This window comes from Lichenicoccus roseus, from assembly GCF_005844085.1.
Classification (GTDB): domain Bacteria; phylum Pseudomonadota; class Alphaproteobacteria; order Acetobacterales; family Acetobacteraceae; genus Lichenicoccus; species Lichenicoccus roseus.
Genome location: NZ_VCDI01000011.1, coordinates 30,954 through 53,780 on the forward strand (window position 1 = coordinate 30,954; position 22,827 = coordinate 53,780).

Annotated in this window: 21 protein-coding genes and 5 pseudogenes; 6 read left to right on the forward strand and 20 right to left on the reverse strand. The window is 61.9% G+C overall.

From position 1 onward, the window contains the following. The first annotated feature begins 4 nt into the window (after positions 1 to 4). The gene (locus FE263_RS20315; protein ID WP_171034253.1) at positions 5 to 469 is read left to right on the forward strand and encodes a zinc ribbon domain-containing protein; all 465 of its coding nucleotides are present in this window, start codon (positions 5 to 7) and stop codon (positions 467 to 469) included. A 142-nt stretch (positions 470 to 611) separates the two neighbouring features. Further along, positions 612 to 884 carry a hypothetical protein gene (locus FE263_RS20320; RefSeq protein WP_138327876.1) on the forward strand — a complete coding sequence of 91 codons (273 nt, stop codon included), beginning with the start codon at positions 612 to 614 and terminating at the stop codon, positions 882 to 884. A gap of 60 nt (positions 885 to 944) precedes the next feature. Here FE263_RS20320 and FE263_RS20325 read toward each other — a convergent pair whose 3' ends face one another. The 8 genes and pseudogenes from FE263_RS20325 to clpS all read right to left on the reverse strand — a co-directional run bounded on the left by FE263_RS20325 (position 945) and on the right by clpS (position 9,315). After that, positions 945 to 1,865, reverse strand: coding sequence for a replication protein RepA (locus tag FE263_RS20325; protein WP_138327877.1), 921 nt, complete (start codon positions 1,863 to 1,865; stop codon positions 945 to 947). A 1,010-nt stretch (positions 1,866 to 2,875) separates the two neighbouring features. Next, on the reverse strand, positions 2,876 to 3,271 hold the full coding sequence (locus FE263_RS22845; RefSeq protein ID WP_338086751.1) for a transposase domain-containing protein: 396 nt from the start codon (positions 3,269 to 3,271) through the stop codon (positions 2,876 to 2,878). A 624-nt stretch (positions 3,272 to 3,895) separates the two neighbouring features. Next, positions 3,896 to 4,649 (reverse strand): annotated as a pseudogene (locus FE263_RS20335) (IS5 family transposase). A 259-nt stretch (positions 4,650 to 4,908) separates the two neighbouring features. Then, positions 4,909 to 5,619, reverse strand: coding sequence for a hypothetical protein (locus tag FE263_RS20340; RefSeq protein WP_138327879.1), 711 nt, complete (start codon positions 5,617 to 5,619; stop codon positions 4,909 to 4,911). After that, positions 5,616 to 6,260, reverse strand: coding sequence for a ParA family protein (locus FE263_RS20345; RefSeq protein WP_138327880.1), 645 nt, complete (start codon positions 6,258 to 6,260; stop codon positions 5,616 to 5,618). The genes FE263_RS20340 and FE263_RS20345 overlap by 4 nt, the downstream gene beginning before the upstream one ends. A gap of 546 nt (positions 6,261 to 6,806) precedes the next feature. Next, positions 6,807 to 7,747 (reverse strand): annotated as a pseudogene (locus FE263_RS20355) (IS5 family transposase); the annotation flags it as partial. A 143-nt stretch (positions 7,748 to 7,890) separates the two neighbouring features. Further along, entirely contained in the window at positions 7,891 to 8,991 is a 1,101-nt protein-coding gene (locus FE263_RS20360; protein ID WP_138327883.1) for a site-specific integrase, read from the reverse strand. Between the two features lie 18 nt (positions 8,992 to 9,009). Continuing rightward, positions 9,010 to 9,315: an ATP-dependent Clp protease adapter ClpS gene (gene clpS, locus FE263_RS20365; RefSeq protein WP_138327884.1), complete on the reverse strand. Its 306-nt coding sequence runs from the start codon at positions 9,313 to 9,315 to the stop codon at positions 9,010 to 9,012. A 210-nt stretch (positions 9,316 to 9,525) separates the two neighbouring features. Between clpS and FE263_RS20370 the strand changes: the two genes are divergently transcribed. Genes FE263_RS20370 through FE263_RS20380 form a run of 3 tightly spaced genes read left to right on the forward strand, consistent with a single transcriptional unit; the run spans position 9,526 to position 11,809 of the window. Continuing rightward, entirely contained in the window at positions 9,526 to 10,299 is a 774-nt protein-coding gene (locus FE263_RS20370; protein WP_138327885.1) for a site-specific integrase, read from the forward strand. Continuing rightward, positions 10,296 to 10,919 carry a hypothetical protein gene (locus tag FE263_RS20375; protein ID WP_138327886.1) on the forward strand — a complete coding sequence of 208 codons (624 nt, stop codon included), beginning with the start codon at positions 10,296 to 10,298 and terminating at the stop codon, positions 10,917 to 10,919. The genes FE263_RS20370 and FE263_RS20375 overlap by 4 nt, the downstream gene beginning before the upstream one ends. Next, positions 10,916 to 11,809 (forward strand): segregation and condensation protein A, encoded by an 894-nt coding sequence (locus tag FE263_RS20380; protein ID WP_138327887.1) that lies wholly within the window; start codon positions 10,916 to 10,918, stop codon positions 11,807 to 11,809. Before FE263_RS20375 ends, FE263_RS20380 begins: the two co-directional genes overlap by 4 nt. Positions 11,810 to 11,905: 96 nt before the next feature. On the opposite strand, the gene FE263_RS20385 is transcribed toward FE263_RS20380, so the two are convergent. The 12 genes and pseudogenes from FE263_RS20385 to FE263_RS20450 form a co-directional block, all read right to left on the reverse strand. Then, complete coding sequence (locus tag FE263_RS20385; RefSeq protein WP_138327888.1) at positions 11,906 to 12,208, reverse strand: hypothetical protein; 303 nt, start codon at positions 12,206 to 12,208, stop codon at positions 11,906 to 11,908. A 640-nt stretch (positions 12,209 to 12,848) separates the two neighbouring features. Next, positions 12,849 to 13,462 (reverse strand): annotated as a pseudogene (locus tag FE263_RS22695) (IS5 family transposase); the annotation flags it as partial. A gap of 597 nt (positions 13,463 to 14,059) precedes the next feature. Beyond that, positions 14,060 to 14,830: an EAL domain-containing protein gene (locus FE263_RS20400; RefSeq protein ID WP_171034255.1), complete on the reverse strand. Its 771-nt coding sequence runs from the start codon at positions 14,828 to 14,830 to the stop codon at positions 14,060 to 14,062. Between the two features lie 176 nt (positions 14,831 to 15,006). Beyond that, positions 15,007 to 15,550 (reverse strand): annotated as a pseudogene (locus FE263_RS22700) (IS5 family transposase); the annotation flags it as partial. Positions 15,551 to 16,142: 592 nt separating this feature from the next. Continuing rightward, positions 16,143 to 16,463 (reverse strand): DMT family transporter, encoded by a 321-nt coding sequence (locus FE263_RS20415; RefSeq protein WP_138327891.1) that lies wholly within the window; start codon positions 16,461 to 16,463, stop codon positions 16,143 to 16,145. Positions 16,464 to 16,637: 174 nt separating this feature from the next. Continuing rightward, on the reverse strand, positions 16,638 to 17,030 hold the full coding sequence (locus FE263_RS20420) for a RidA family protein (RefSeq protein WP_138327892.1): 393 nt from the start codon (positions 17,028 to 17,030) through the stop codon (positions 16,638 to 16,640). A gap of 72 nt (positions 17,031 to 17,102) precedes the next feature. After that, complete coding sequence (locus FE263_RS20425; protein WP_138327893.1) at positions 17,103 to 17,636, reverse strand: YkgB family protein; 534 nt, start codon at positions 17,634 to 17,636, stop codon at positions 17,103 to 17,105. A gap of 310 nt (positions 17,637 to 17,946) precedes the next feature. Next, positions 17,947 to 18,828, reverse strand: coding sequence for a haloalkane dehalogenase (locus FE263_RS20430; protein WP_138327894.1), 882 nt, complete (start codon positions 18,826 to 18,828; stop codon positions 17,947 to 17,949). After that, positions 18,825 to 19,442 carry a TetR family transcriptional regulator C-terminal domain-containing protein gene (locus tag FE263_RS20435; RefSeq protein ID WP_138327895.1) on the reverse strand — a complete coding sequence of 206 codons (618 nt, stop codon included), beginning with the start codon at positions 19,440 to 19,442 and terminating at the stop codon, positions 18,825 to 18,827. Before FE263_RS20435 ends, FE263_RS20430 begins: the two co-directional genes overlap by 4 nt. A gap of 163 nt (positions 19,443 to 19,605) precedes the next feature. Further along, positions 19,606 to 20,562: a LysR family transcriptional regulator gene (locus tag FE263_RS20440; RefSeq protein ID WP_205880475.1), complete on the reverse strand. Its 957-nt coding sequence runs from the start codon at positions 20,560 to 20,562 to the stop codon at positions 19,606 to 19,608. A 52-nt stretch (positions 20,563 to 20,614) separates the two neighbouring features. Next, positions 20,615 to 21,334, reverse strand: coding sequence for an SDR family NAD(P)-dependent oxidoreductase (locus FE263_RS20445; RefSeq protein WP_205880476.1), 720 nt, complete (start codon positions 21,332 to 21,334; stop codon positions 20,615 to 20,617). Positions 21,335 to 21,453: 119 nt separating this feature from the next. After that, on the reverse strand, positions 21,454 to 21,960 hold the full coding sequence (locus FE263_RS20450) for a nuclear transport factor 2 family protein (RefSeq protein WP_138327897.1): 507 nt from the start codon (positions 21,958 to 21,960) through the stop codon (positions 21,454 to 21,456). Between the two features lie 290 nt (positions 21,961 to 22,250). Here FE263_RS20450 and FE263_RS20455 point away from each other — a divergent pair. Further along, a pseudogene (locus FE263_RS20455) lies at positions 22,251 to 22,691 on the forward strand (transposase); the annotation flags it as partial. Between the last annotated feature and the right edge of the window lie 136 nt (positions 22,692 to 22,827).

Sequence of the window (22,827 nt, forward strand, 5' to 3'; positions counted from 1 at the left end):
GCAGGTGCAGGGCCGCCTGGGCGCCATCCGCGACGCCTCGGGCGCCAACGACCCGCACCGCCCCGACTTCTGCACCAAGCCCCGCCCGCAGCACATTCAGACCGGCAAGCTGTTCTGCGGGAGCTGCGGCGGGGTGTTCGGCAACAGCGGCCGGGACTACCTGGCCTCCAACGCCGCCAAAATGCAGGCGGTGTGTGACAACCACCGCACCATCCGCCGGCAGGTGCTCAAGGACATCGTGCTGGATGCGCTGCGCGCCCGGCTGATGGAGCCGAGCTTGGTGGCGCTGTTCATTAGCGAGTTCACTGTCGAGTGGAACCGGTTGCAAGCCGATGCTGGCCGGCCGCGCGCAGCAAAAGCGCGAGCTGGCCCAGATCGAGCGCAAGTTATCTGGCCTGATCGACGCTATCGCGGATGGGCTACGAGGGGGTGGCATCAAGGCACAGCTCGATCAGCTCGAGGCCTGTAAGACCGACTTGACTGCCTTACTAGCCGCGCCAGCACAGTCAGCCCCTCGCCTGCGTCCCAATCTAGCCAACCTGTATCGGGACCGGGTCGCGGCCCTGCACGAGGCGCTGAGGCACGGGACGGACGGTCAGGCTGCGCTAGAGGTGGTACGTGGTCTGATCGAGCGCATCACGCTGACGCCGGCTGTGGACGGTGATGGCCTGGAGGTCGACATCACCGGTGAGATCGCGGCAATGCTCGCTCTATGCATGGCGGGTGATGGGTGTCCGAACGCAAAAGAGCCGGCCCAAGTGGCCGGCGTTCCATCTCTGTTCAATCGTTCGGCGAAAGTGGTTGCGGGGACAAGATTTGAACCTGAACTCTTTTGCAGAGCATTCTCGTGCCTCTCGAATTTTACGGACCCCAACACTTTCTGACGGACTGGGTGGCGCCACCTATTGGATGCATCCGACCACCTGTGGACTCCGGCGGGTAACCTATCTGACGAGCGAAATTACCGTCCTTTTAGCTACAGGAGGAGCTGACGGATTGAGTGTCACTCCCAGCGCAGTCACTTGAAGCTTAGCAGCTGGATAAACTGCCGCCGCGAGAGCCAACTGATCGCCGAAGGTTTCTCGGAAATGGTCGAGACGCCTAATGCCGCCTCCAAACTGGGCATGCAAAGCTCGCCATGTAACGGGAGTAGGAGCCTTAAGTATATGTAAGCGATAGGCCAACCAGCAATAGATATCTAATGCCATCGAATGCCTGTTAATTGCTCTGATAGCTGCTTCTTCTATCGGTACAGGATGGCGCTTTAATTGTTCGAAGAAAACTTCTGATAGCTTTGTCCGCTCTAGGAAGTGTCCCCCGCCAGAGTCCTCATCTGTAAATAGAGCTTGATCTACAATGAGTTGCTGGACGAGGGCACTTCTCCCAGCTTGCTGCACCTCAAAGCTTAGGCGGCATCGTGTAAGACGCTCTGCCTGCTCACGGACGTCGGCTGCCGACTTACCCCCAACCGAAATGTTGAGCTTCTTGAGCCAGCTACGAAGAGACTTTCCGAGCTCGATTTCTCGGGATTGTGTCCTCAAGGCCTCTGTCTGCAGATATAGCAGGATCAGTCGTGCTCGTGACCCGTAAGGAACGCCGACCCATTTGAGGCTTCCGTCGGCGAGTGTCTTTCTCCCGGGCTCGACAAGCAAACTGGCACGATCGTGTCGCACCTGCCATGGCTGATCGTCTGGCAGCCTTTTATGTGGAAGCGCCGCTTGAGCCCATCCGGAATAAATGTAGGCAGTGGAGGCATCTTCATCACTCAGGTATCCACTGGCGGCGTCAATCACCCGCCGATCAATGTCGAGCTGGAGTACATGCTGCCGGCCACGTGCTTCTAGCAGATCATGGATCTCCGCCACTGAACCAACCCCCGAGCCACAGCTTCTTAAGCATCTGGATCTGAATATGGAATGTTTTGAAGAAGTTGTCGCTGTGGACTTTGGCGGGTCTGAGCTACTAGTGAAGGCTAATAGGTTTACTAATAGTTTGTCCCGCCAAAGTCCACGGGATAGACAGCGCAACGCCCTGAACTTAAAGAATTCTAAATTCTTCTGAACCGTCAGAGTCCACACCTAGCTCCGCCCTAGTCCACGCAGTCATGTGGACAACTCCGACTGCCTTCACGTCCGACTCCGAAGGCTCCGCCAAAGTCCACACCGTCACGACTCGTCAAGCATGGAGAGGTTCATGCTTGAAAGGCCATCAAGTCGCCCCACTCTGCCTCGACTATAGGCACGAATTCCTAAGTAAGGTAACGCTGAGATTTGGGGTAGTGAGTGGGCACAAGCGGAAAGCAGCTAAACAACCTCAGCCCCGCCGGAGTCCACACCTTTAAACTACGAGGCTAATACAGGTTCGATCAAACGTGTGTGGACCCGCCGGAGTCCACACCACCCAACCCGCTGCCTCCACGACCACGCGGCGTAACATTGGTGCGAGCTTAAAGCAGGGATAACAGAGGGCTTCGGTTTCGACACATCACCATAGGCTCAGGCTTGACCAACGTTCGTCCGTTCTTGGCGGTGGTGGCGCTGCTCCGCACGTGCCGTCGTTCACAAGCAGGATCCTGATCTGTATGATGCTGCTCGCGGTGGGTTACAAAGGCAGCTCGAGCCCGTTGAGGCTCGTGTGCAGGTGTGTGCAGTCGCAGTCTATCTTTCATGCCTCGACGATTCAACCTGCGGTAGCCAGGCCTTTAAACTAGTGCTCGTTTCAATCGAGCCATGCGTCGATCGTCCCTGAGCCGACCGTAGCCGTCGTCCTAGTCTATTTCGATGGCGACGTCTCACAACCAGTCCTCGTCCTCACCGGGCATCTCGGCGACGCGACCGATCGTATAGACCTGGTGGACCTTGTTGACCGGCGCCATTCAAGCTGCGACGGCGGCAGCGGATGTCGCGGGTTTCCAGTTCCAGGGCAACAAGTCGTCAAGACAATGGACCGGATGGCTGGTGATCCAGCCCAGGATGTCCGCCAGCCACGCCTGAGGATCAATGCCGCTCATCTTTCCCGTGAGGACAAGGCTGTACATGGCAGCATCTCGCTGACCGCCCCGGTCGGGTCCATAGAACATCCATGACTTCCGGCTGAGAGCCATGCCAGGTATGGCGCATTCGGCGGCGGCATTGTTTAATAGACAGACACGCCCATCGCTCGGGAACAGGGTGAAGGCGGCCAGACGCTTCAGGATGTAGTCGATGTCCTTTGCAAGGTCGTGAGCTAAGGAGAGTGGGGCGTTGCTTGCGCAGATAAAGTTGGAGCTCAGCGACGAGCGACCTGTTCAGGTCCTGCCGAACTGTGCGCCGCCCCTCGGCACTCTTTCCGTTGATACCTTTCTCGATATTGACTAGCGCGTCGATGCGACGTACGACCTCGATCGCGATGGGCGAGCGGATGATTGTCTTTTTGGTCGTAACCGTCGTCGGGCGTTCTCCTCAAGATTAGTTGGCGTGAATACTCCTCATACCAGTAACCCACCGTCCTGGAATACGAATGGGATCAAGACTGCTCCCGGAAAGGTCAAGCGGTTGAGGGATCGATCACCACGCGCTGGCGAAGTAGGTGTTCGATGAAGCTATAGCGGTCGGGGCGCTTGCGCTTGACCAGTGCCACCATAGGTGGCCTTGACGACGGCGATCTCGGCTGCCTGTTTATCCTCGCGGGCGCTCGCCGTCAGCTCTTCCAGCTGCAGCGTTTACTGGTCGATGAGCTGGAAGGACTGCTTATAGCGGGGGCCGTAGAGCTGGCGCGCAGCCTGACAATCCGCAGCTTCTGGTGCGCGATCATGGCGAGGCCCGCCGACGCCTTGGCCCAGGCAACGGCGAGTTCCGCGCCTCCGGCGTCACGTGCGGCAGCCAGGTCGTGTTGCCTGGCGCGCTAGGGTCTGGACTCATAACCAGAAGCTGATGGCGGCGGCGAGATAGACGCTGCTGGCGAAGTTGGTAGCGAGTTTGTCGTATCGGGTAGCAATCCTGCGGTAGTCCTTAAGCCGGCAGAACATGCGCTCGATGACGTTGCGGCGGCGATAGAGCACGCGGCTGAAGCAGCTTTTCCAGATCCGGGTGCGCCTGGGCGGGATGTTCGGGATGGCACCCTGCTATTCGATCTGCTGACGGATGGCGTTGGTATCGTAGGCGCAATCCGCCATGACCAGGGCGTTGCGCGGCAGTCCCTGCAGCATGCCTTCGGCCGCCCGGCAGTCAGCGACATGGCCTGCGGTAAGGCAGAAGGCGACCAGGCGCCCGAGGCCGTCGGTCAGGGCATGGATCTTGGTGGTGCGGCCGCCGCGGCTGATGCCGATAGCCCGGGTCTGGCGCCCCCTTTTCCTCCAGCGGCGCAGCGGTGCGCCTTGATGTGCGTGCTGTCGAGGAGAAGCTCGGCAGGAGGGCCGCCTGCTGCCACGAACGTCTCGAACAGGCGCTGCCATACCCCGGCGGCACCCAGCGGACGAACCGGTTGTAGAGGGTCTTGCGCGGCCCGTAGACCGAGGGTGCATCGACCCATCGCCCGCCTGACTTCAGCACGTGCACGATGCCGCTGATCACCCTGCGGTCATCTACACGCGGGACGTCGCGCGACTTGCGCAGCAGCAGCGGCGCCAGACGCTTCCATTGCCGCTCGCTCAGCCAGAACTCCGTCACCATCCGCGCCTCCCCCTCACGAGGAGCGATTCACAGGCCGCGGCTGTTGAGAATCCCGCTATTGGGTCGAGACCCTCGCCCGAACTGAGGACGGGGGGGGCAGGTAACAGCAGCGAGCGGGATGAACAGGAACGCCAAGAACCGCAATTTTGAACACCGCTCTGAGAGCCGGCGCAGACGTCGTCTGCAAGGCCGGCTCAGTCTTTGCACAAAGGGAACCATATTCCTGTCAAACACGGACAGAATAGTTAACCTATTACAGCTAATCAGAGTGGCTTGGATCTAGCAGCCTCTCCAACTCGGCCACCCTTCGGCGCAGGGTATCCAGTTCGGAGAGAAGTTGTTGCTCGCGCTTGTTCAAGCGCCGTCGTTCGTCCTGCAACTGCGACTTATCCAGTCGTCCGGTCGAGAAGACGGACCCTTTCGTCTCGCTCCTCAAAAGGCTGATCTCTCGTCTGGTGACGTCTGACCTGAGGAGCCCCCTGTCCCGAGCGATGGTCAATTGATCATCATCAAGTAGCGTGATTTGGTACGCCGTACCGTAGCTTCCAGGGCAGGCCTCATACGGAATTCGACCACTGTCCACGGCGCGCGCGATCTGTCTAAACTGTGTTGCGGTGGCATCAGAGAATGGAAACAGACGGTCGTTACTGGACCGAAGCCTTTGAAACTCGCTCTTGGACAACGTTGATTCTAATGAGAGTAGTGCGCGTCCAATATTCAAGAAGGCATCTCTCGCATCAGACCAATTACGCTGGATCTCCGCACGAACATCCAAGATTCGCTTAATCTTTACCTGGTCTTCTATGACTTCTGTACCAGCAAAGATCTCTCGAAGGGCCTCCAGAACAGCAGGGTCAACAACTATCTGCTGAGCAAGATCGTTCGATCTTACATCGATGAGCCCCATGTCTTCATCAGAGGCCAAGAACTGCTTCAGCGATTTCTTAGGTCGGGTTTGTTTAACAGTCATATTCTCACCTGCCGCCGGATATAAGCCCACACCTCTTCAAATGGCTCTTGTCCTCGGCTTTTCGTGTAATCTAGGAGAGTAAGGCCTTTACTACTCGGTACGTGTACATCTTCAAGCTGCGGGATCTCGACCGGACAGACGTCGGCTATCTTGACTAAGCGACCCCTCATGCGAGCGAAAGATGTCGTACGACGATTCGCTCGGTTCAAAACGATGACTAGTTTCTGCTGCCGTTTCTTCAGCGCCTCCACCCAGGGGGCGACGCTATCGATATCGTCTTGTGTACAAACGGCCGGGACGACGATGATATCGGCCGCCTCGGCGAGCTGTGAGACAGCCGCTAAATGATCTTCGACGCTGGGAGGAGTATCTATGACAGCGAACGGCGATGCCTTTGCTACGCGTAATCCTGCACGCCAGTCTTGCAAGCGGGCTTGCTCTACCGGAGCCTTCACAAAGTCTGGAAACATCTGGCGGGTGATGTCTCTACGCCTACTCCATTTATCGAAGGTGCATTGACTATCGAAATCGATTCCAATGGCCTCAATATCAGCCTGTCGAGCGCTGACAAGAAGATGTCGCGCGAGAACAGACTTGCCACTGCCGCCCTTTGGCGAAGAGACTAGAACGATCTTTCCCATAAGACACTCCCGGCTCGGCTGCTGTTTCGTGGCATGAGGCTGGATCCTATGTCTATACCGACAGTTAGAGAGCGCAAATTAGACAGTGTCTAATCTCATGTTGTTGCGCCGGTTATGCCGAATGCACCTAAGCGAGTATCTACGGGTAATGGTAGATAAGGATCTTGTCACGCTTGATACCTTGACCTTGTGCCGACGACGATTTTCTGATGGCGAGCGCCTCTAAGGCCAGGACCAAGCGTCGGAAAGATCCTTGAGTAGCCCCAGTGCGGTTTACCACGCATCTACTTCAGTTCGCTTGGCCGTGTTCGCATAAGTAAGAGCGGAAGCCGTCCAATATCGTTAGGGGTTCCCCACGCGGCCGCACTGTGTTTCACCATGCAGGCTGGGCAGCGGGTTAGCATGCATGGTGAAGCCACTGTCCACCGACCTTTGTTCTCGGCTGATTTCCGCGGCATCGGCAGGCGTGTCCCGCCGTCAGGCTGCGGAGCGTCTTGGTGTTTCTGCGGCGGGTTCCGTGCGCTGGGTGCCAGCTGTTAACACGACTGGGTGTCGCTGGGTGCGGTGATCCACCCCTGATCGCCGTAATACACTCAGCTTGCTGATCTGGCGGTCTGTTGCGATGTGCGCCGTGATCCGGCACTTGCGCAACGCAAAGACGAAGCTCAACACGTCGTGGCCCTTGTCTGCACCGAGCGTGATCTGCTGCCGGTGCGCTAGCCGATCCACCAGTACCAACGCCGCACCCCGTTCAGCCGTGCCGCTCGCCTGCGTCAGGCAGACCTGCGCTACCAGGCCGCTGCGGTTCTCCATGAGAATATGCCCGGCATGGGCCAGGATGCTGGATTGCCCGTCTGACTTGCGGCCGAGCCTGGCATCTGGATCGGTCGTGTCGCGATGCGTCTCGTTGCTCCGCTTCTGCCCGCGCCAGTCCTGCTCGGCATTACGCCCTGGCGGCGGAGCGGTGAGACCAGGGGCGTGTCGCCATGATCGTCGTCGGGCTTGGGCTGGAACGACTTGTGGCTGGCCCACGCCTGGATCAGGATGCCATTCACCGAGAAGTGCTCGTTCGACATCAGGGGCGCCATCTGCGGCTGGGCTACGACGGCGGTAAGCAGGCGTTGGGCCACGTCGCCATACAACAGACGCTCGCGGTTCTTGCTGAACGTCGTTGCATTCCAAACCGGTGCATCCATCGACAGGTCGACCAACCAGCGGAATAGCAGGTTGTAGTCGAGCTGCTTCATTAATTGCCGGTTCGACCGGATCGAGTAGAACGCCTGCACCAATAATGCCCGCTGCAGCTTCTCGGGCGCAATGCCAGGTCGGCCGATCCGGGCATAAAGGCGATCAGAGTCGCCGCAAAGTGCGTCCAGCGCCTCGTTTACCACCGCACGGATCAACCGTAGAGGATGGCCGGCCGGCACCCGAGCCTCGCAGCCTACATAGCTGAACAATGCTCCCGACTGACCATCCGATCCGCGCATCGACCCTCTCCGCTGCGCATTCACAGCAAATCACGATCAAGCGTCAGTTGCGAGGCTCTTCAGAAGCCTGCTAGACGCAGGGGTCGTCCTAAATGAGAAGTGGCTAACACAGCTTTTGGATTGTCTTTAGCTTTGACGTTCGTTCAGAAGACCCCGTTCAAGGGATGCCCCTCGAACGGATCTCCCAGCTCGAGATAGGTATCGAGCACGGCGTAGCTTCGGTGCCGCCCGAGCTGCTTGAGCCGGGTCGGATGCACGCCGCGCTCCATCCCGGTGCTCAGCGCGCCGCGCTTGAGGCTGTGGCCCGAGACCAGATCCGGATCAAAGCCCGCAGCGGCAGCGCGCAGCTTGAGGATGCGTGCGATCGACCCCGGGTCCAACGCCTCGATGCCCACGACAAGACCCGGACGGACCCCGGCCCCACCCTCGCGCCGGGTCGGCGGCAGATACAGCCTGCGGAACAGCGCTCCTTCGCTGATCCCGGCGGCGTCCTGCCAACGCCGCAGCGCTCTCACCGGGCACAGGCTGGTGGTGCCATAGGGCAGCGCCACCGGCACCGCCTTGCCGGCGCGCTCGCCTTTGGAGCGCGGCAGGGTCAGGCTGATGCCGCGCTCACGCGCCACGCAGTGCTCGACCCGGATCGCCGCCAGTTCCGATCGCCGCAGCGCCCCTGCAAAGCCCACCAGGATCAGCGCCCGGTCACGCAGCCCGGCCAGGTCATCCGGGATCAGGACCAAGATCTCGCGCAGGATCGACGCAGTAGCGGCGAGCTTCTGCACCGGCAGCTGGCCAAGGTCCGCGGCCTCGCGATGGATGCCGGCCAGGGTCTCGGTGACCTGCGCCTCCGCCGTCGGCACCGGCAGTCCAGCCACGTAGTGCAGGTAGCGGATCGCGGCCCGTCGCAGGTCGATGGTGTTGACGCTGAGGCCGCGCCCGCGCTCGGCCGCCAGGAAGGCCACCACGTCGGCGGCACGTCCCGGTAGGCAGGGCAGGGTGTGGCGGTCGCACCAGTCGCACCAGGCCCGCACCCCGGCCCGATAGGCACGCCGGGTGTTGTCGGCCTTGGCGCGACGGGCGTAGGCATCGGCGGCGCGCCGGGCGGTGGGCAGGCTGCCGTCAGCCTGGGGCACCACGGCGTCGACGATATGGTCGAACCAGGCCTGGATCAGCGCCGGCGGGTGTCCGACCGGCGCCGGTTGCGGCGGCCGCACAGGCAGCGGGGGAAGCGAGACGTCATCGAGCATCGGGAGGCGCTCCCGGCCCTATTCCTCCGGCTCGGTGGTGAACAACAATGGAAATTCCCGCTTGCGGGCCAGGTCGGTGGCTAGCGTCGCTTTCTCCTCCGCCACATCCCGGGTGAAGACCGCCACCACGCAGGCGCCGCGCTGATGCGCTGTCATCATCACCTTGCTCGCCTGTCCCTCATCCATGCGGAACACCGCCTTGAGCACTAGGACTACGAACTCGCGCGGCGTGAAGTCGTCATTGACCAGCATCACCTTATGCAGCGGCGGCCGCCTGGTCCTGGTCTCGAGCTGCACCGGCGGGAGGGTGATGGTCTCGGGCATCGGACAGGGCGCTTCCGTAGGCCGGGCATCCGGCGATTGACGAAGATTTGTGACTCCAGACTAGCTGTTTGACTGTATGCCCGACAAGCGCAGTTATCGGGCATACGTAAAGCTAAGGCCCTTTACCGCGCCTTAGACTGCCTTGCCCTAATTGCCTGGAAGCTGCAGAATCCTGCCGTTGGATAGAAGCAAGCGCGGGGGAGGGCGGATATGACGGCAGCGACGGCCGGACCGCAGAACGGGCAGCACATTTTGCGCGTCGCCGTGCTCGACGATCTGGCGCCCACGGTGCTGAAGCCGGAGACCCGGCGGCTCTATGCCACCGACTGGGCCGCATTCGCGCTCTGGTGCCGGAACGGCAACCAGACGGCACTGCCGGCCGATGCGGCCACGCTGGCGGCTTACCTGCAGGACCAGGCGGCGCGACTTGGCCTGGGGGCGCTGGCGCGACGGCTGGCGGCGATCGTCAACCAGCACCGCAGGTGCGGGTTGCAGGCTCCGGCGCGGGATCCGGTCGTGCGGGCGGTGCTGCGGGAGGCCCGTAGGGAAGCACGGCCGCGACGTCGGCCAGCGCCGAGTGCGGCGCAGCTGACCCGCATGGCCGGCGCCTGTCCCGGTGATCTCGCCGGACTGCGCGATCGTGCGTTGCTGCTGCTGGCCGCCGCCGGGCTTGGTCGCGGCGCGCTGGTCGGGCTCGATGTCGAGCACATCGAGTTCGGCCACCAGGGCGTCACCCTGCAGATCGTGGCGGTGGACGGAGCGACGCAGGCGGTGACGCTGCCGCGTGCGGCGGAACGCCGGCTGTGTCCGGCGCGGGTGCTGGAGGACTGGCTGCGCAGCTCGGAGACCCGGTTTGGGCCGGTGTTCCGCAAGATCGATCGCTGGAGCAACCTCGAGCACCAGCGCCTCGGCACCGACGCGCTGCGCCGCATCCTTGTCCGGCGCAGCCTGCGTCGGCTGCGCCCGAAGAAGCCGGCGTCGTGACCAACTCAGTTGCAGCCGATCCTGCCGCGCCGGAGATCGCAGAGCCGGCAGGAGCGCCCTGTCTGCCCGACACCGACTGGCTGCAGCATCGGCTGACGATCAGCGGGCCGGTGGAGGAGCTGAGGCGCTTCCGCACGGGGGCAGCCGGCGCCGGGATGATCCCGTGGCAGATCGACTTCGAGCAGCTGCAAGAGGACTGGTTCCACCGGCTGATGGGAGCAACGTCCCGCAATCTGAGCGCCCAGGGAGCCCGTATCCTGGCGCAACAGCTGCGTGAGGCGTCGGAACGGCGGCATGGACTGGCGGTGGCGCAGGTCGGGCGCAGCCGGGCTTGCCTGTTCGATCTGTATGCGCTGCAGCCGGTGCCCGGCAGCATTCTGGCACTTGGGCCTGACCACCCGCGGGCGCTGGCCTGGCTCTGGCAGCACTGGGGCACCACCCAGGCGCTGCGGCATGTCGTTGTGCTCGGGGAGCCGCGTGACCAGGAGGCGGCCGAGGCGACGTGGCGGCTCGGCTTCTGGTCGGCGGACTGGACGCCGTGGCGGGCGCTGTCGGTGATGGCGCACAATTGGCCGCGGCTGCGCTTCAAGACCCGGTCGCTCTACGACCAGGCGGCATGACCGACTTCGTGGAGCCACTGGCAGTGGAGGATGGTCAGCCCGACGAAGCCGAGTGGGAGCAGGCGCCGTGTGCACTCCGGCGGGAGAGCGAGGCGCCGGTGCTGTCGGTGGACGGTTTCGAGGGGCCGCTCGACTGGTTGCTCGAGCTGGTGCGGACACACCGTCTCGACTTGTCGCGGTTGTCGATCGTGGCGCTAGTCGAGGCCTTTGCCGCTGCATTGGAGCAGGCGCTGCAGCAGGGCAGTGTCCGACAGGCAGCCTCGTCGCTGTCGCGCTGGGCGGACTGGCTGGTGATGGCGGCAACGCTGACCCAGCTGCGCGCGCGGCTGATCCTGCCGACCAGCACGCCGGAGGCGCAGGCCGCCATCCGCGAGGCGGACGAGTTGCGGCGGCAGCTGCTCAGCCGGCGCCACATCCAGGCCGCCGCCGACTGGCTCGAGCGCCGGCAGCAGCTTGGTCTACAGGTCTGGGCGAGAGGCAGGTCGGAGCAGGGGGTTGCGGGTGTCCCCGGCGAGGGCGGGGATCTTGCAGAGCTGATGCGGGCCTGTCTGGTAGCCCTGGCGCTGCCGGACCAGCTGGCAGAGGCCTATCGGCTGCCGCCGCACACCCTGTGGCCGGTGCCGGTGTCGATCGCCCGCATCCGCGAGCGTCTGGCGGTCCTGCCGGATGGCAGCGCGCTGGTGGCCTTCCTGCCGGACCTGAAGGTCGAGGAGGTGGGCGGCTTTCGGGCCCGGTCCGCTGTGGCGAGTACGTTCGCTGCCAGCCTGGAACTTGCCCGTGACGGTCAGCTGACCCTGAATCAGGAGGAAGCGTTGCAGGCGATTCTGGTCAGCCGCCACGATGCAGGTGGTTGTCACGAGCGTCCGCGGACGCTACCGACGCTCTCGTAGCGCCGGGCTCCGACCCAGCCGCTCTTCATCAAAAGGGGCGACCAGGTCGGGCGGGATCCAGCTCTTATCGACGCCGAGATGATGCTTGGAATCCTCTCACGCCGCCTCCGCCTCGTCGTCAACCGGAAACGATCCCTCGACCGCACCGCTCGGAGAAACCGCGTCGCCGGAGCCATGACGGGTCGTTTTGCCTCTGGTGCCTTTGGCACGCGTGATTTTCCTTACCTTGCTTTGCTCCCGCCCTGCATTCCGCTCATGCTGCGCCACCTGCTCCTCCAGATCGGCACTCCGGGCCACGGCAAGCTTTGCCGCCTTGGTTGCCTCCCGCAGCTTCGCACGCAGTGTTGCGACGGAGGCCGTCAGCTTCTGCACCTGAGCGCGTAGCTCATCCTTGCTCACCTTCGGCACCGCATCTGCGCGCACGGCGGGTGCCGCACGACGCACCGGCTTTGCAGCCTTTGCTACGGTGGCCCTAGGCGTCCGCTGTGATGACCGTGATGATGGCTTCGACTGGGCCGCCACTTTGTTCGTCGACCCCTTCGGGCGGCCCGGCTTGCGCTTCATCGTCGTGGCCTCAGCGGCAGGCTCCCTAGAACCCGTGAAGATCTTGTTGGTCGACCCCTTGGGCCGCCCGGGCTTGCGGCGGCTTGCTACTGACGTGCTCGTTCTGGCAGAGGCAATTCTTGCCATCGCATTCTACTCCTATAGGGCGCAACAGCTTGCGCGATCAATTAGATGACACAACACCTGCTACGCTTATGGCCTAATCGACCCGAGCTGACTTTAGTTGTCGGCCGATTGGAAACCGTACACGAGATGAGATGATGGCCGTAAGATTTTGCGGCCAAACTCACGAGATCGCAGGTGCAGCGTCACTCGGACCGGGCCCTCGGATCGCTGGAGGTTTGGAAATGCCTTGCTCTATGAGTTGTACTGCCAACGGAGGTCTTCGGGACAGACCTTTGCCCGCGGTCACGCAATAGCTCCGCCTCGGAAGCTCGGCGTGAGCAGACCAGGAAAGTATAGGGCGTCGAAGGTCGAGCACGCGGCTGAAGCAGCTTTTCCAGATCCGGGTGCGCCTGGGCGGGATGTTCGGGACGGCACCCTGCTGTTCGATCTTCTGGCGGATGGCGTTGGTGTCGTAGGCGCGATCCGCCATGACCAGAGCGTTGTGCGGCAGTCCATGCAGCAGGCCCTCGGCCGCCCGGCAGTCAGCGACATGGCCTGCGGTAAGGCAGAAGGCGACCAGACGCCCGAGGCCGTGGGTCAGGGCAAGGATCTTGGTCGTGCGGCCGCCGCGGCTGACGCCGATGGCCTGGATCTGGCGCCCCCTTTTCCTCCTGCGGCGCAGCGATGCGCCTTGATGTAGGTGCTATCGAGGAGAAGCTCGGCAGGAGGACCGCCTGCTGTCGTGAGCGTCTCGAACAAGCACTGCCATATCCCGGCGGCACCCGAGCGGACGAACCGGTTGTAGAGGGTCTTGCGTAGCCCGTAGATCGCAGGTGCATCAGCCCAGCGACCACCGGACTTCAGCACGTGCACGATGCCGCTGATCACCCTGCGGTCATCCACCCGCGGCACGCCGCGCGACTCGCGCGGCAACAGAGGCGCCAGTTGCTTCCATTGCCGGTCGCTGAGCCAGAACTCAGTCACCATCCCTGGCTTTCCCCCCAACGCAGGAAGCGAACCACAGACCTCGGCAGTTGGGATCCGACTAGAGGGTCCGGACCCTAGCCTGGACGAGCTGCAGTTAGACATCTCGCATCAGCGCTGTAGCCATTTCCTTTGCGGTGTTGGAAGAGAACAAGAACCCCAACCATCCAAAACGAGGGTGGCGTAGTGCGAGGACGCTCCCATGCACTGTCGGATCGTATACCCACCAATTCGGGTGCGGAGCGATGCCAAGGCGCGGGACCGGATCGAGCAGCGATGGGATCGGATCGTTCATCTTCTCGCGTAAGGCTCCAAGCGCCGCGATGAATTGATCAACCTGATAGGCATCGACCAGATGCCCAAGAGCCTTGATTCAATCATGAAGAAGAGTCTCAATTCTGAGGCTACTTGCATCACTACTCAGCGTCATTCGAAAGACTATTCAGTCACGAACCCTCTCTGTAGTCGTGCTACACTACCGTTATTGTGGACGAGACCGACATAAATCAAAGCGCCTGTGCATTCATTGTCAAGTGGCTTCATTTGTTGCGCAGTGGCAGTCACGGCTTGTGGATCTCAGCTGGTGACAAGACAGATCTATAAATCTACTTTCGGAAGTGCCTCGAACCCCGGCTTGGCAAATAAGTATCCCTGGAAGAGGTTAACGCCGATCACACGGAGTGCTGCGAGTTCAGCCTGCGTCTCCACGCCTTCGGCGACGACTTTTGTTCCAAGAGTCCGACAGATTCCCACGATGCCGCTTACGACGGCATGCTTTCTAGCATGACTATCGAGGCCGCGTATCAGAGACATGTCAATCTTGACCACGTCTGGCTGGAAGCGGGCCAGTAGGGCAAGCCCGGAGAAGCCGCTTCCGAAGTCGTCTAGTGCCGTCCGGAAGCTGTTCGAGCGGTACACCCGGAAAATGCTCTCCAGATGCTCGTAATCGGTAATCTCTTCGTTTTCTGTGAGCTCGAAGATGAGGCGCTTGAGAGGCACGCGATGCCGTTTCGCAGCCGCCAGCGTCGCCCGGACGCAGTTCTCTGGCCGATACATGGCGCCGGGTAAGAAGTTAATGGACAACGAGGCGTCCGTCTTCATCAACCCGAGCCGGCCTGCCAGCTCGATAGCCTTCATTCGGCAGGATTGATCGAAGGCATAGCGGTTATCGGTCGTGACCTGGCTGAGGACAGAGAAGGCGGACTCCCCGTTAAGCCCCCGGACCAGCGCCTCGTAAGCGTAGATGCGCTGATGTTCGAGATCTACGACAGGTTGAAACGCCATGGTGAAGGGGAACGGCGGTTTGATCCCATCTACGCAAGCCCCACAGACGTTCGTTGGCAGGGATAGTTCGGAAAAGTGGTTCATGACAGCCAGCCCCAATACGGGATGCATCTAAGTACTTTAGGTTTGATACCGAAACGTTATAGCACGTGTCGAGTGGTTCTGGCTCACCGTCTCGCAAGCCTCCCGCTGGAAGTTATTGAACTCGTGTTAACTTAGATATTAACTTGCATTAGCGATGACGAAAAGTTGACGATCATGTCGATCTGCGGGCGGATGACGTTGGTGTCGTAAGCGCGGTCAGCCATGACCAAGGCGCTGTGCGGCAGTCCCTGCAACAGGCCCTCGGCTGCCCGGCAGTCGGCGACATAGCCTGGGGTAAGGCAGAAGGCGACCAGGCGCCCGAGGCCGTCGGTCAGGGCATAGATCTTGGTCGTGCGGCCGCCGCGGCTGACGCCGATGGCCTGGATCTGGCGCCCCCTTTTCCTCCGGCGGCGCGGCGGTGCGCCTTGATGTAGGTGCTATCGAGGAGAAGCTCGACAGGAGGACCGCCTGCTGTCGCGAGCGTCTGAAACACGCGCTGCCATATCCCGGTAATACCCAGCGGACGAACCGGTTGTAGAGGGTCTTGCGTGGCCCGTAGATCGCAGGTGCATCAGCTCAGCGACCACCGGACTTCAGCACGTGCACGACGCCGCTGATCACCCTGCGGTCATCAACACGTGGCACGCCCCGGGACTTGCGCGGCAACAGAGGCACCAGACGCTTCCATTGCCGCTCGCTCAGCCAGAACTCCGTCGCCATCCGCGCCTCCCCATCACGAGGATCACAGACCGCGGCTTTTGGGAATCTCGCTAATGGGCCAAGCCCTAGGACACCCCCGGTAAAGCCGAACGCGCTGTCGGCCGTGCGACCGCCCCAACCAGGCGCGTCTGGACTCGACCGAGCAGCATAGAACCCGAGAAAACCAGCAACAGGATGCCCATGCACAGGCGAAAGTCGTCTGCGTCCAAGTAGGCTTAAGAGCCAGGTGCCAGACCGGCACGCCGAGGAGACCAGCTAAGAGCATGGGCCAGATGCGAGCGCAGTCGATTGCATGCCAGACTGCCGGGTTAGTTTGTACTTGCCCAGCGACCGAGCATACCCCCACAAGGGTCGCCGCGGGGGCAGGCCCAATGACGTGCAGCCAAATGCCGAGCGCAACAAGGCCATTGCGGAAGCCGGCAAGTCCCGCGACGAAACTACCTGCCACGGCGCCTCCCAGCACCACCAACGACGCAGTGGTCAGCATCGCCTAAGATTTGAGCCGGGCAGTCGGCGCTGAGGGTTGCCGTCGGTGTTTTCGTTACAAGTCGCGCTCATGCTAGTGCTCCGCAGAGAACGGTAGGTGCAACGATCACCGACCGGACGTGATCTTGAGGCCGATCGCGCAGGCAATCAGCCCGGCAATCAGCAGCAAGCGGACGGCTGTTGCAGGCTCACCGAACCATATAATGCCGATCGCTACCGTACCCACGGCGCCGATGCCGGTCCAGATCGCATAGGCCGTTCCAAGCGGGATCAGGCGTTCCGCAAGTTCAAGGAAAAGCAAGCTTAGAGCCACGCAGACAACGAAGCCCGCAACAGCATACAAGTTCTTAAAATTGTGGCTTAGACGAAGAGTTGTCGTAAAGCCGACCTCGAACGCACTCGCAAGCAGAAGCCAGATCCAGCCCATTAGAAGCTGCGACTCAGGTCACGGAAGACTACCAACATCATCGGTACTTGCGCGCATGTTTGCTCGCGCTGACGCGGGTGATGAAGGCAACGGCTACGCGGTTGCGCAGGGCTAACGTGCCGAGATGAAAAGGCGACGGCAAAGCCGCCTTCCCGCCAGTGCCCGGCGTTACCGTCAAACGGACCTCCTATTGCCGCCGGCAGCCGCTATGGCTTCGATCTCGATCATTACATCGGGCAAATACAGCCCCTTGACCTCGACGATGGAGTCGGCCGGATAAGGCGGGGTAAAGAACTTGCGCCGCAGATCGACAACCTTGGAGAAGTCGCCCATGTCGGTCAGGAAGATTGTCACCTTGACGACATCGGCCAGGCTGGAGCCACCTGCTACTAGGGCGCGGCGCAGATTGGCGAAAGCCTGCTCGCCTTGCGCCGTCCCCTGGACGATCTGGCCGTCTACGTCATAACCGGCCTGACCCGAGATGAAGAGTAAGTCGCCGAGGCGGATGCCTTGAGACAGAAGAAAGGGCTCGTAAGGGTCGGGAATGGTCGTGATGCGCTGCAACATCTCTGGTTTTCTTTGCTTTGGCCAGACGTATCGCGACCACGGTCACTCGTTCGAGAAGGGAAAGACGCTCCCTTACAGGGCCGGCGATATAGTGACCGCGGCGGTCTGGGCGAAGCGACCTTCCGCTATCGTCGCCATCGTCCGCCGGTAAGCCAAAGCCTGCGCCAGCAGCAGGACCGACGTGGCAAGCAAAACGATATCCTTGATGAGGAACACACCCGTGGTGCCGGACAGAAGGGGCGGTCCGCTTGGCGCCCATACGCCCGGCGTCGTCACCATGAAGCTGAGCGTCGTCAGGAACGTCACGCATGATCCGAACGCTCCGAGCATCGCGGCAAGGCTGCCGGGCCAGCGCAAGCCGATGGCGAGCAGCACTCCGAACGTCAGTTCGGATGTCCCGATCACCATGCTGGCACCCTGCGTGCCGAGCACGTTCAGCCAGGATGTCAGCGGGCTGTTGCTGACAAGAGGTGCAATGCCCATTGCCTCGTAGGCTGTGAACTTCTGGAGCCCGAACCAGAAGAAAATCACCACCATCGCAAGCCGCAGCGGGTGGATGGCGATTCGTTCGAGCGAGGTTTGCCCGAAGTTGGCGATCGGTGTCATGCTGGTTCTCCCAAAAGCGACCTTGGCACGCTAGCTCTTCGCCTAATGTTTTCCCCAAGGGCTGGACGTATTAGGTCTGTTCGTAAACGGGGCTTGATAAACCTTAAATTGGCCCCTCGGACAGAAGCTAGGGATTAAGTTCACCGAGGATAGCGTGGCGATCCTGCCCACGGCTGACAGCCCGCTGTCCGGAACGCAGCCGAGCGTTCTCCGCCTCAGCCGCCGCAAGCCGTTCCTGCAGTCGACTTTGTGTACGCTGCCGTGCTCCGGGCAGGTAGGCTTGACTTGAGCCTGGATGTTGAACTGAGTTTCAGCGCAGCTCCGCGCTGGAATGAAGGTTGGTAAGCCAGCCAGCGATCTCCCGCCCGATCAAGTCGGGGTGATCCTCTTGAACGTAATGAATTCCCTCGCCCAATGCGACCGAGTGGCAGGCCTTCAATCGAGTTTGATAGTAGGCGGCGCGTTCGACCGGGATCAGCGCACCGGGGTCGGCCCAGAAGAACAGCTTTGGGACCTCCGTTTCGAGCAGCCAGTCATGGTAGGCCACCGCCATGGTATAAACGTCGACCGGCTCACCCGCGATCGGCAAGTCGTTCGGGAAACGCCAGATCGGCTCACGGCTTGCGGGATCGAGGAAGGGGCGCCGGTAGGCGTCGAGATCTTCGGGTGGCAGTTGCCGAACGATGTTTTCCGGGACGATCCGCTCGATGAAGGCGTTCTCGTCGATCAGCAGCTTGCGGCTGCCCGCCGGGTCGCGAAACTCCTGGAAGTGTTGGGCGACAACTGGGTTCATGTCCAGCCAAGTTGGCTGTGGGCAGATGAACTCCATCAACGCCAACCCACGAATTCGGCGCGGATGCCGCCGCGCCCAGTCCAGGCCGAGGGCCGAGCCCCAGTCATGCAGCACAAGCACCACGTCACCAAGGCCAAGTATCTCGATGAACTGGTCGAGGTAGCGCGCCTGGTCCGGCACGCGATAAGCCAAGTCAGGCTTGTCGGAGTCGCCGAAACCAATCAGGTCGGGTGCTATGCACCGGGCATGTGGCGCCACATGCGGGATCACGTTGCGCCATAGGTAGGACGACATCGGGTTACCGTGGAGGAACAGGACCGCGGGTCCGCTCCCCTCATCGACATAGGCCATCTGTGAACCGAAAACCTCGAGCTTCTTCATCGGACGCTGATGCATCATGGTTTTCCAGTAGAGGTTGAGGCAAACGCAGGCCGCGCAAGGACGGTCGCGAACACGACGCGCTTGAACCGTTCGAGTGGCTCCCCGCTGCGGTCGACCTTCATGCGCAGCATGGCGCCGTGCCAGCCGGCGAGCAGGAACTCGGCTACGTCGTCAGGGTCGAGGTCGGCGCTCAGGTCGGCGCACGCCTGCGCGGCCCGGACGGCTTCTGCGAAAGGTTGCTTCCAATCGGCGAAAATACGGACAAGCCGCTCACGGATGGCGTCGCTGTGGTTTGGCGCCTCCAGGCTCATGTTGCCGATAAGGCATCCAAGCCGCCAACCTGCCTGCTCGCAGGAGGCGGAGATGGTGTCGAAGTAGGAGCGCAGGCGCTCGATCGGCCCACGCGCCTCGTCGCGAAGCGTCTGGCCGATGATGTCGTCGAGACCCTCGAAATAGCGATCGAGGACAGCGATGCCGAACGCTTCCTTCGAACCGAAGTTGTTGATGAACGACCCCTGCGGCACGGCAGCGGCCTGGACGAAATCGCGCACGCCGGAGGTGGCGAAGCCACGCTCGTGTGCGATGGAGATGCCGGCGCTCAGGATTTTCTCGCGATAGGAAGACCGACCCACAGATTATATGTATGGCCGTATATGAATCTTTCAAGTCGGCTCGCCGGCAGCATCCGCGCAAGTTTTTACAGCTGAGCCAATCAAGCGTTTGCCGGTGCCTTACGATTGAAATTCGGGCACCACCGACAAAGGCGCCAGCGCCAGTGTCGTCACGGTCGAGCGGTCATTCCGAATATGCGCCTCCGTCAACAGAACGTGACCAATCGCCTCGCCTCCGATCTGCGCCACCATCGCGGCTGACCCAAGAACTGGAAGCTTCCGACATGATCTCCGTAAGCCAGTCGACAAATGCCTGCAGCTGCGGCGATGGGAGCCGTCGGCTGGGATGGAGAACCCATACGGATCGCGCCGACGGCCGGTAGCTGTTCAAGATCTCCGACAGGGCGCCGGTTTTGAGGTGAGGCGCCACGGTGATGCCGAGCGCCTGCATCAGCCCGACGCCTGCCAGCCCGCATGCGAGGAATGCGTCCGTGTCGTTCACGAGGACCGCATCACGCATCCGGAGCGTCCGCTCCTCCCCGGCACACCTGACCCGCCATTCCATGACGCGGCGCTCGGAGCCGTGACAGTAGCTCACCGCACGGTGGGCCTGCAGATCCTCTACAGTCGTCGGCGTTCCATGCTCTTCGAGGTAGGCCGGGGCCGCGCATGTGACCATTGCGAGGGACGCGATCCGCTTGCCGACCAGGCTTGAGTCGGACAGCTCGCCGAGCCGGACGGCGCAGTCCACGCCGGCGGCGACGAGATCGACGGTCGCGTCGCTCACGCCGAGGCTCAGCCGGATTTCGGGATAGCGGCGTATGAACTCGCCCAGCCGGGGTGCCACGAGCGCTTTGGCGAGTGCGACCGGGAGATCGACCCGTAGCCCTCCTCGCGCAGCACCGCCTCCGAAGAGGGAGCGGGCATCGTCCGCATCGGTCAAAAGTCGCCTCGACCGATCGAGAAAAAGTCCACCCTCCGCGGTCAGGCTCATGCTGCGGGTGGTGCGATGAAGCAGGCGAGCGCCGACCGTCTCTTCCAGCCTCCTGATCGCCAGCGTCACGTGAGGGCGCGTCAGCCCGAGGGCCGAGGCCGCCGAGGCGAACCCTCCGGTCTCCACGACCGTGACGAACACCCGCATCCCGTGCAAAAGGTCCAGAACGCCTCCGCGACCGCCCGTCCCGTATGCGGGATCAGAACGAGCGGTAGCGCATGCCCCCGTCGACGCCAAGGGTGATGCCGGTGATATAGCGCGCGGAGCCGGACGCAAGAAAGGCCACCGCCGCCGCGACGTCCTCCGGCTCTCCGAAGTCGCCCATCGCGATATGCTGGTCCGCATAGTTCCAACGCGCCTCGCCCGGAAAAAGCTGCCGGATCTGCTGGGTGTCGATCAGGCCCGGCTCAATGCAGTTCACGGTGATTCCGTAGCGACCCATCTCGTGCGAGAGTCCCTTGGACCACACGACCAGCGCCGCCTTGGCCGCCGCGGCCGTGTTGACCTGCTTGAGTTCCAGCGAGCCGCTCATGCTGATGACTCGGCCTGACCGACGCTCCATCATCTGCGGCAACATCAGTTGGGTAAGCTGTCGATGACGCGTAAAGTTCAGCGTGTGACCCTCGTTCCAGTCCGCCTCGGTCGCGTTCCACGCCGTCGGCCGGCTGCCCCCCGCGTTGTTGACCAGGATGTCGATCCCACCTATCGCCTTGGCCGCCTCGAACGCGATCCGGTCCGGCCCGTCAGTCGCCACGAAGTCGCAGGCGAGGCAGACGGGCTCGGGTCCGCCCGCCGCCCGTATCTCGTCCGCAAGACTATCCAGCAACGCCTGCGTCCGCGACACCGCGAACACCTTGACACCTTCGGCAGCCAGCGCCTTGGAGGTCGCACGACCCAGGCCCATACTGGCGCCAGTCACGATGGCCGTCTTGCCGTGGAGTTGTAGGTCCAAGGTTCATTCCTCAGCTATGGGTGGCAGAGCGCCAGCGTCCACTTTATAGGTGACAGGGAGCCAATGTCCGTGTCGCGACGAAGCCGTCAGGCCTTCAGGAAGTTGGGTCCTGGGATCACCGGGAAGGTGTTGGTGTAGAGCGATTGGTGCCGGCGGGACTTGATCCGCCACCCCTCGGACGTCCTCACCCAGTCGTCATGCCAGTATCCTGCATCGACCAGGTTGGCCGTGCCGTCGCGAGTCTCATGCGTATGGTGGTGGAGCGCCAGCGACGTCGCGGTGTCGCCATCGATCTTAACCGTCGCGTGCCCTTCCAGGTGCTGCCATGCCTTGAACGGCGTCTCGAGGCCACCGCCCTTCAGGTCCTTGCCCCGCATCAGCTCCGCGTAGTCATGAAGGGTGAAGACCTTCAGCCCCAGGCTCGTGACATCAATCGTCGCATCGGGCGTGAACAGCTCGTTCCACTGCTCGAGTATATTCTTGTTGTCGGCATCTGGCTGGTGCAGGTCCTGGCCGAGTCCGTAGAGCGCGATCTTGTCCTGTATTTCAAGGCGGTCCAGAAGGTAACGGACCTTATTGTCTAATTGCTGCATGATGACCTCCAATGACTGGACCACCTATCTCGGCCCGGATCGATAATCAGCAACGTCACTAGATAGAACACAGTGTTATTGCCGCAATCAATAATCCATAACTCCGGGTATCCGCATCTTCCTTGCATATCGTCTGGATTTCCTACGGCTGCCGCGACAGGATGCCAACGTCCCAAAAAATTCAGACTTCTAGCATTACTTTGGCAGAAACGTATGAGCGTCCTGGTTTTTGAAGAATCCTTTGCCGGGGTTTGGGTAAATCATAGGAGGTCGATTTCGGGAAGCCGACCATGGTCGCGTCGAGCAAGGACTGGACGAAGAGGCTGGAGCAATGGCTTGCGCCGTTCCTGGACCGTCTGGGGCACGCGAAACGCCGCCGCATGTGCCCGCTCTACATTGCGGAGCTGATCGGTCCGGGCGATCGCAAGAGCGGGCAGCCGATGGTGGAGCGGTTCACGCCGGGCGAGTAGGACCGGCTGCATCACTTCGTCGCCTCCAGCGCCTGGAACAGCGCGCCCCTGGAGGCGGAGCTACTCGTGCAGGCGGACCGCTTGGTCGGCGGTGCGGACGCCGTGCTGGTGATCGACGATACCGCCCTGCCCAAGAAGGTCTTCCACTCGGTAGGCGTGGCCCCGCAATACACCACCTCTCTACGCAAGAATGCCAACTGCCATACCCTGGTGTCGGTCACCCTCGCCCACGGCGAGGTGCCCGTGGTCGCGGCGCGGCGCGATTCACCGCGCCGAATTGCCAACGCGAACAGCTATATCACGGCCAACCTCAACGGCTCCTATGCGCTGACAAACGATACCTCGCTGCAGGCGGTCGCCTACTACCAGTGGCTGTTGCAGCGGGTGGGGAACGGCA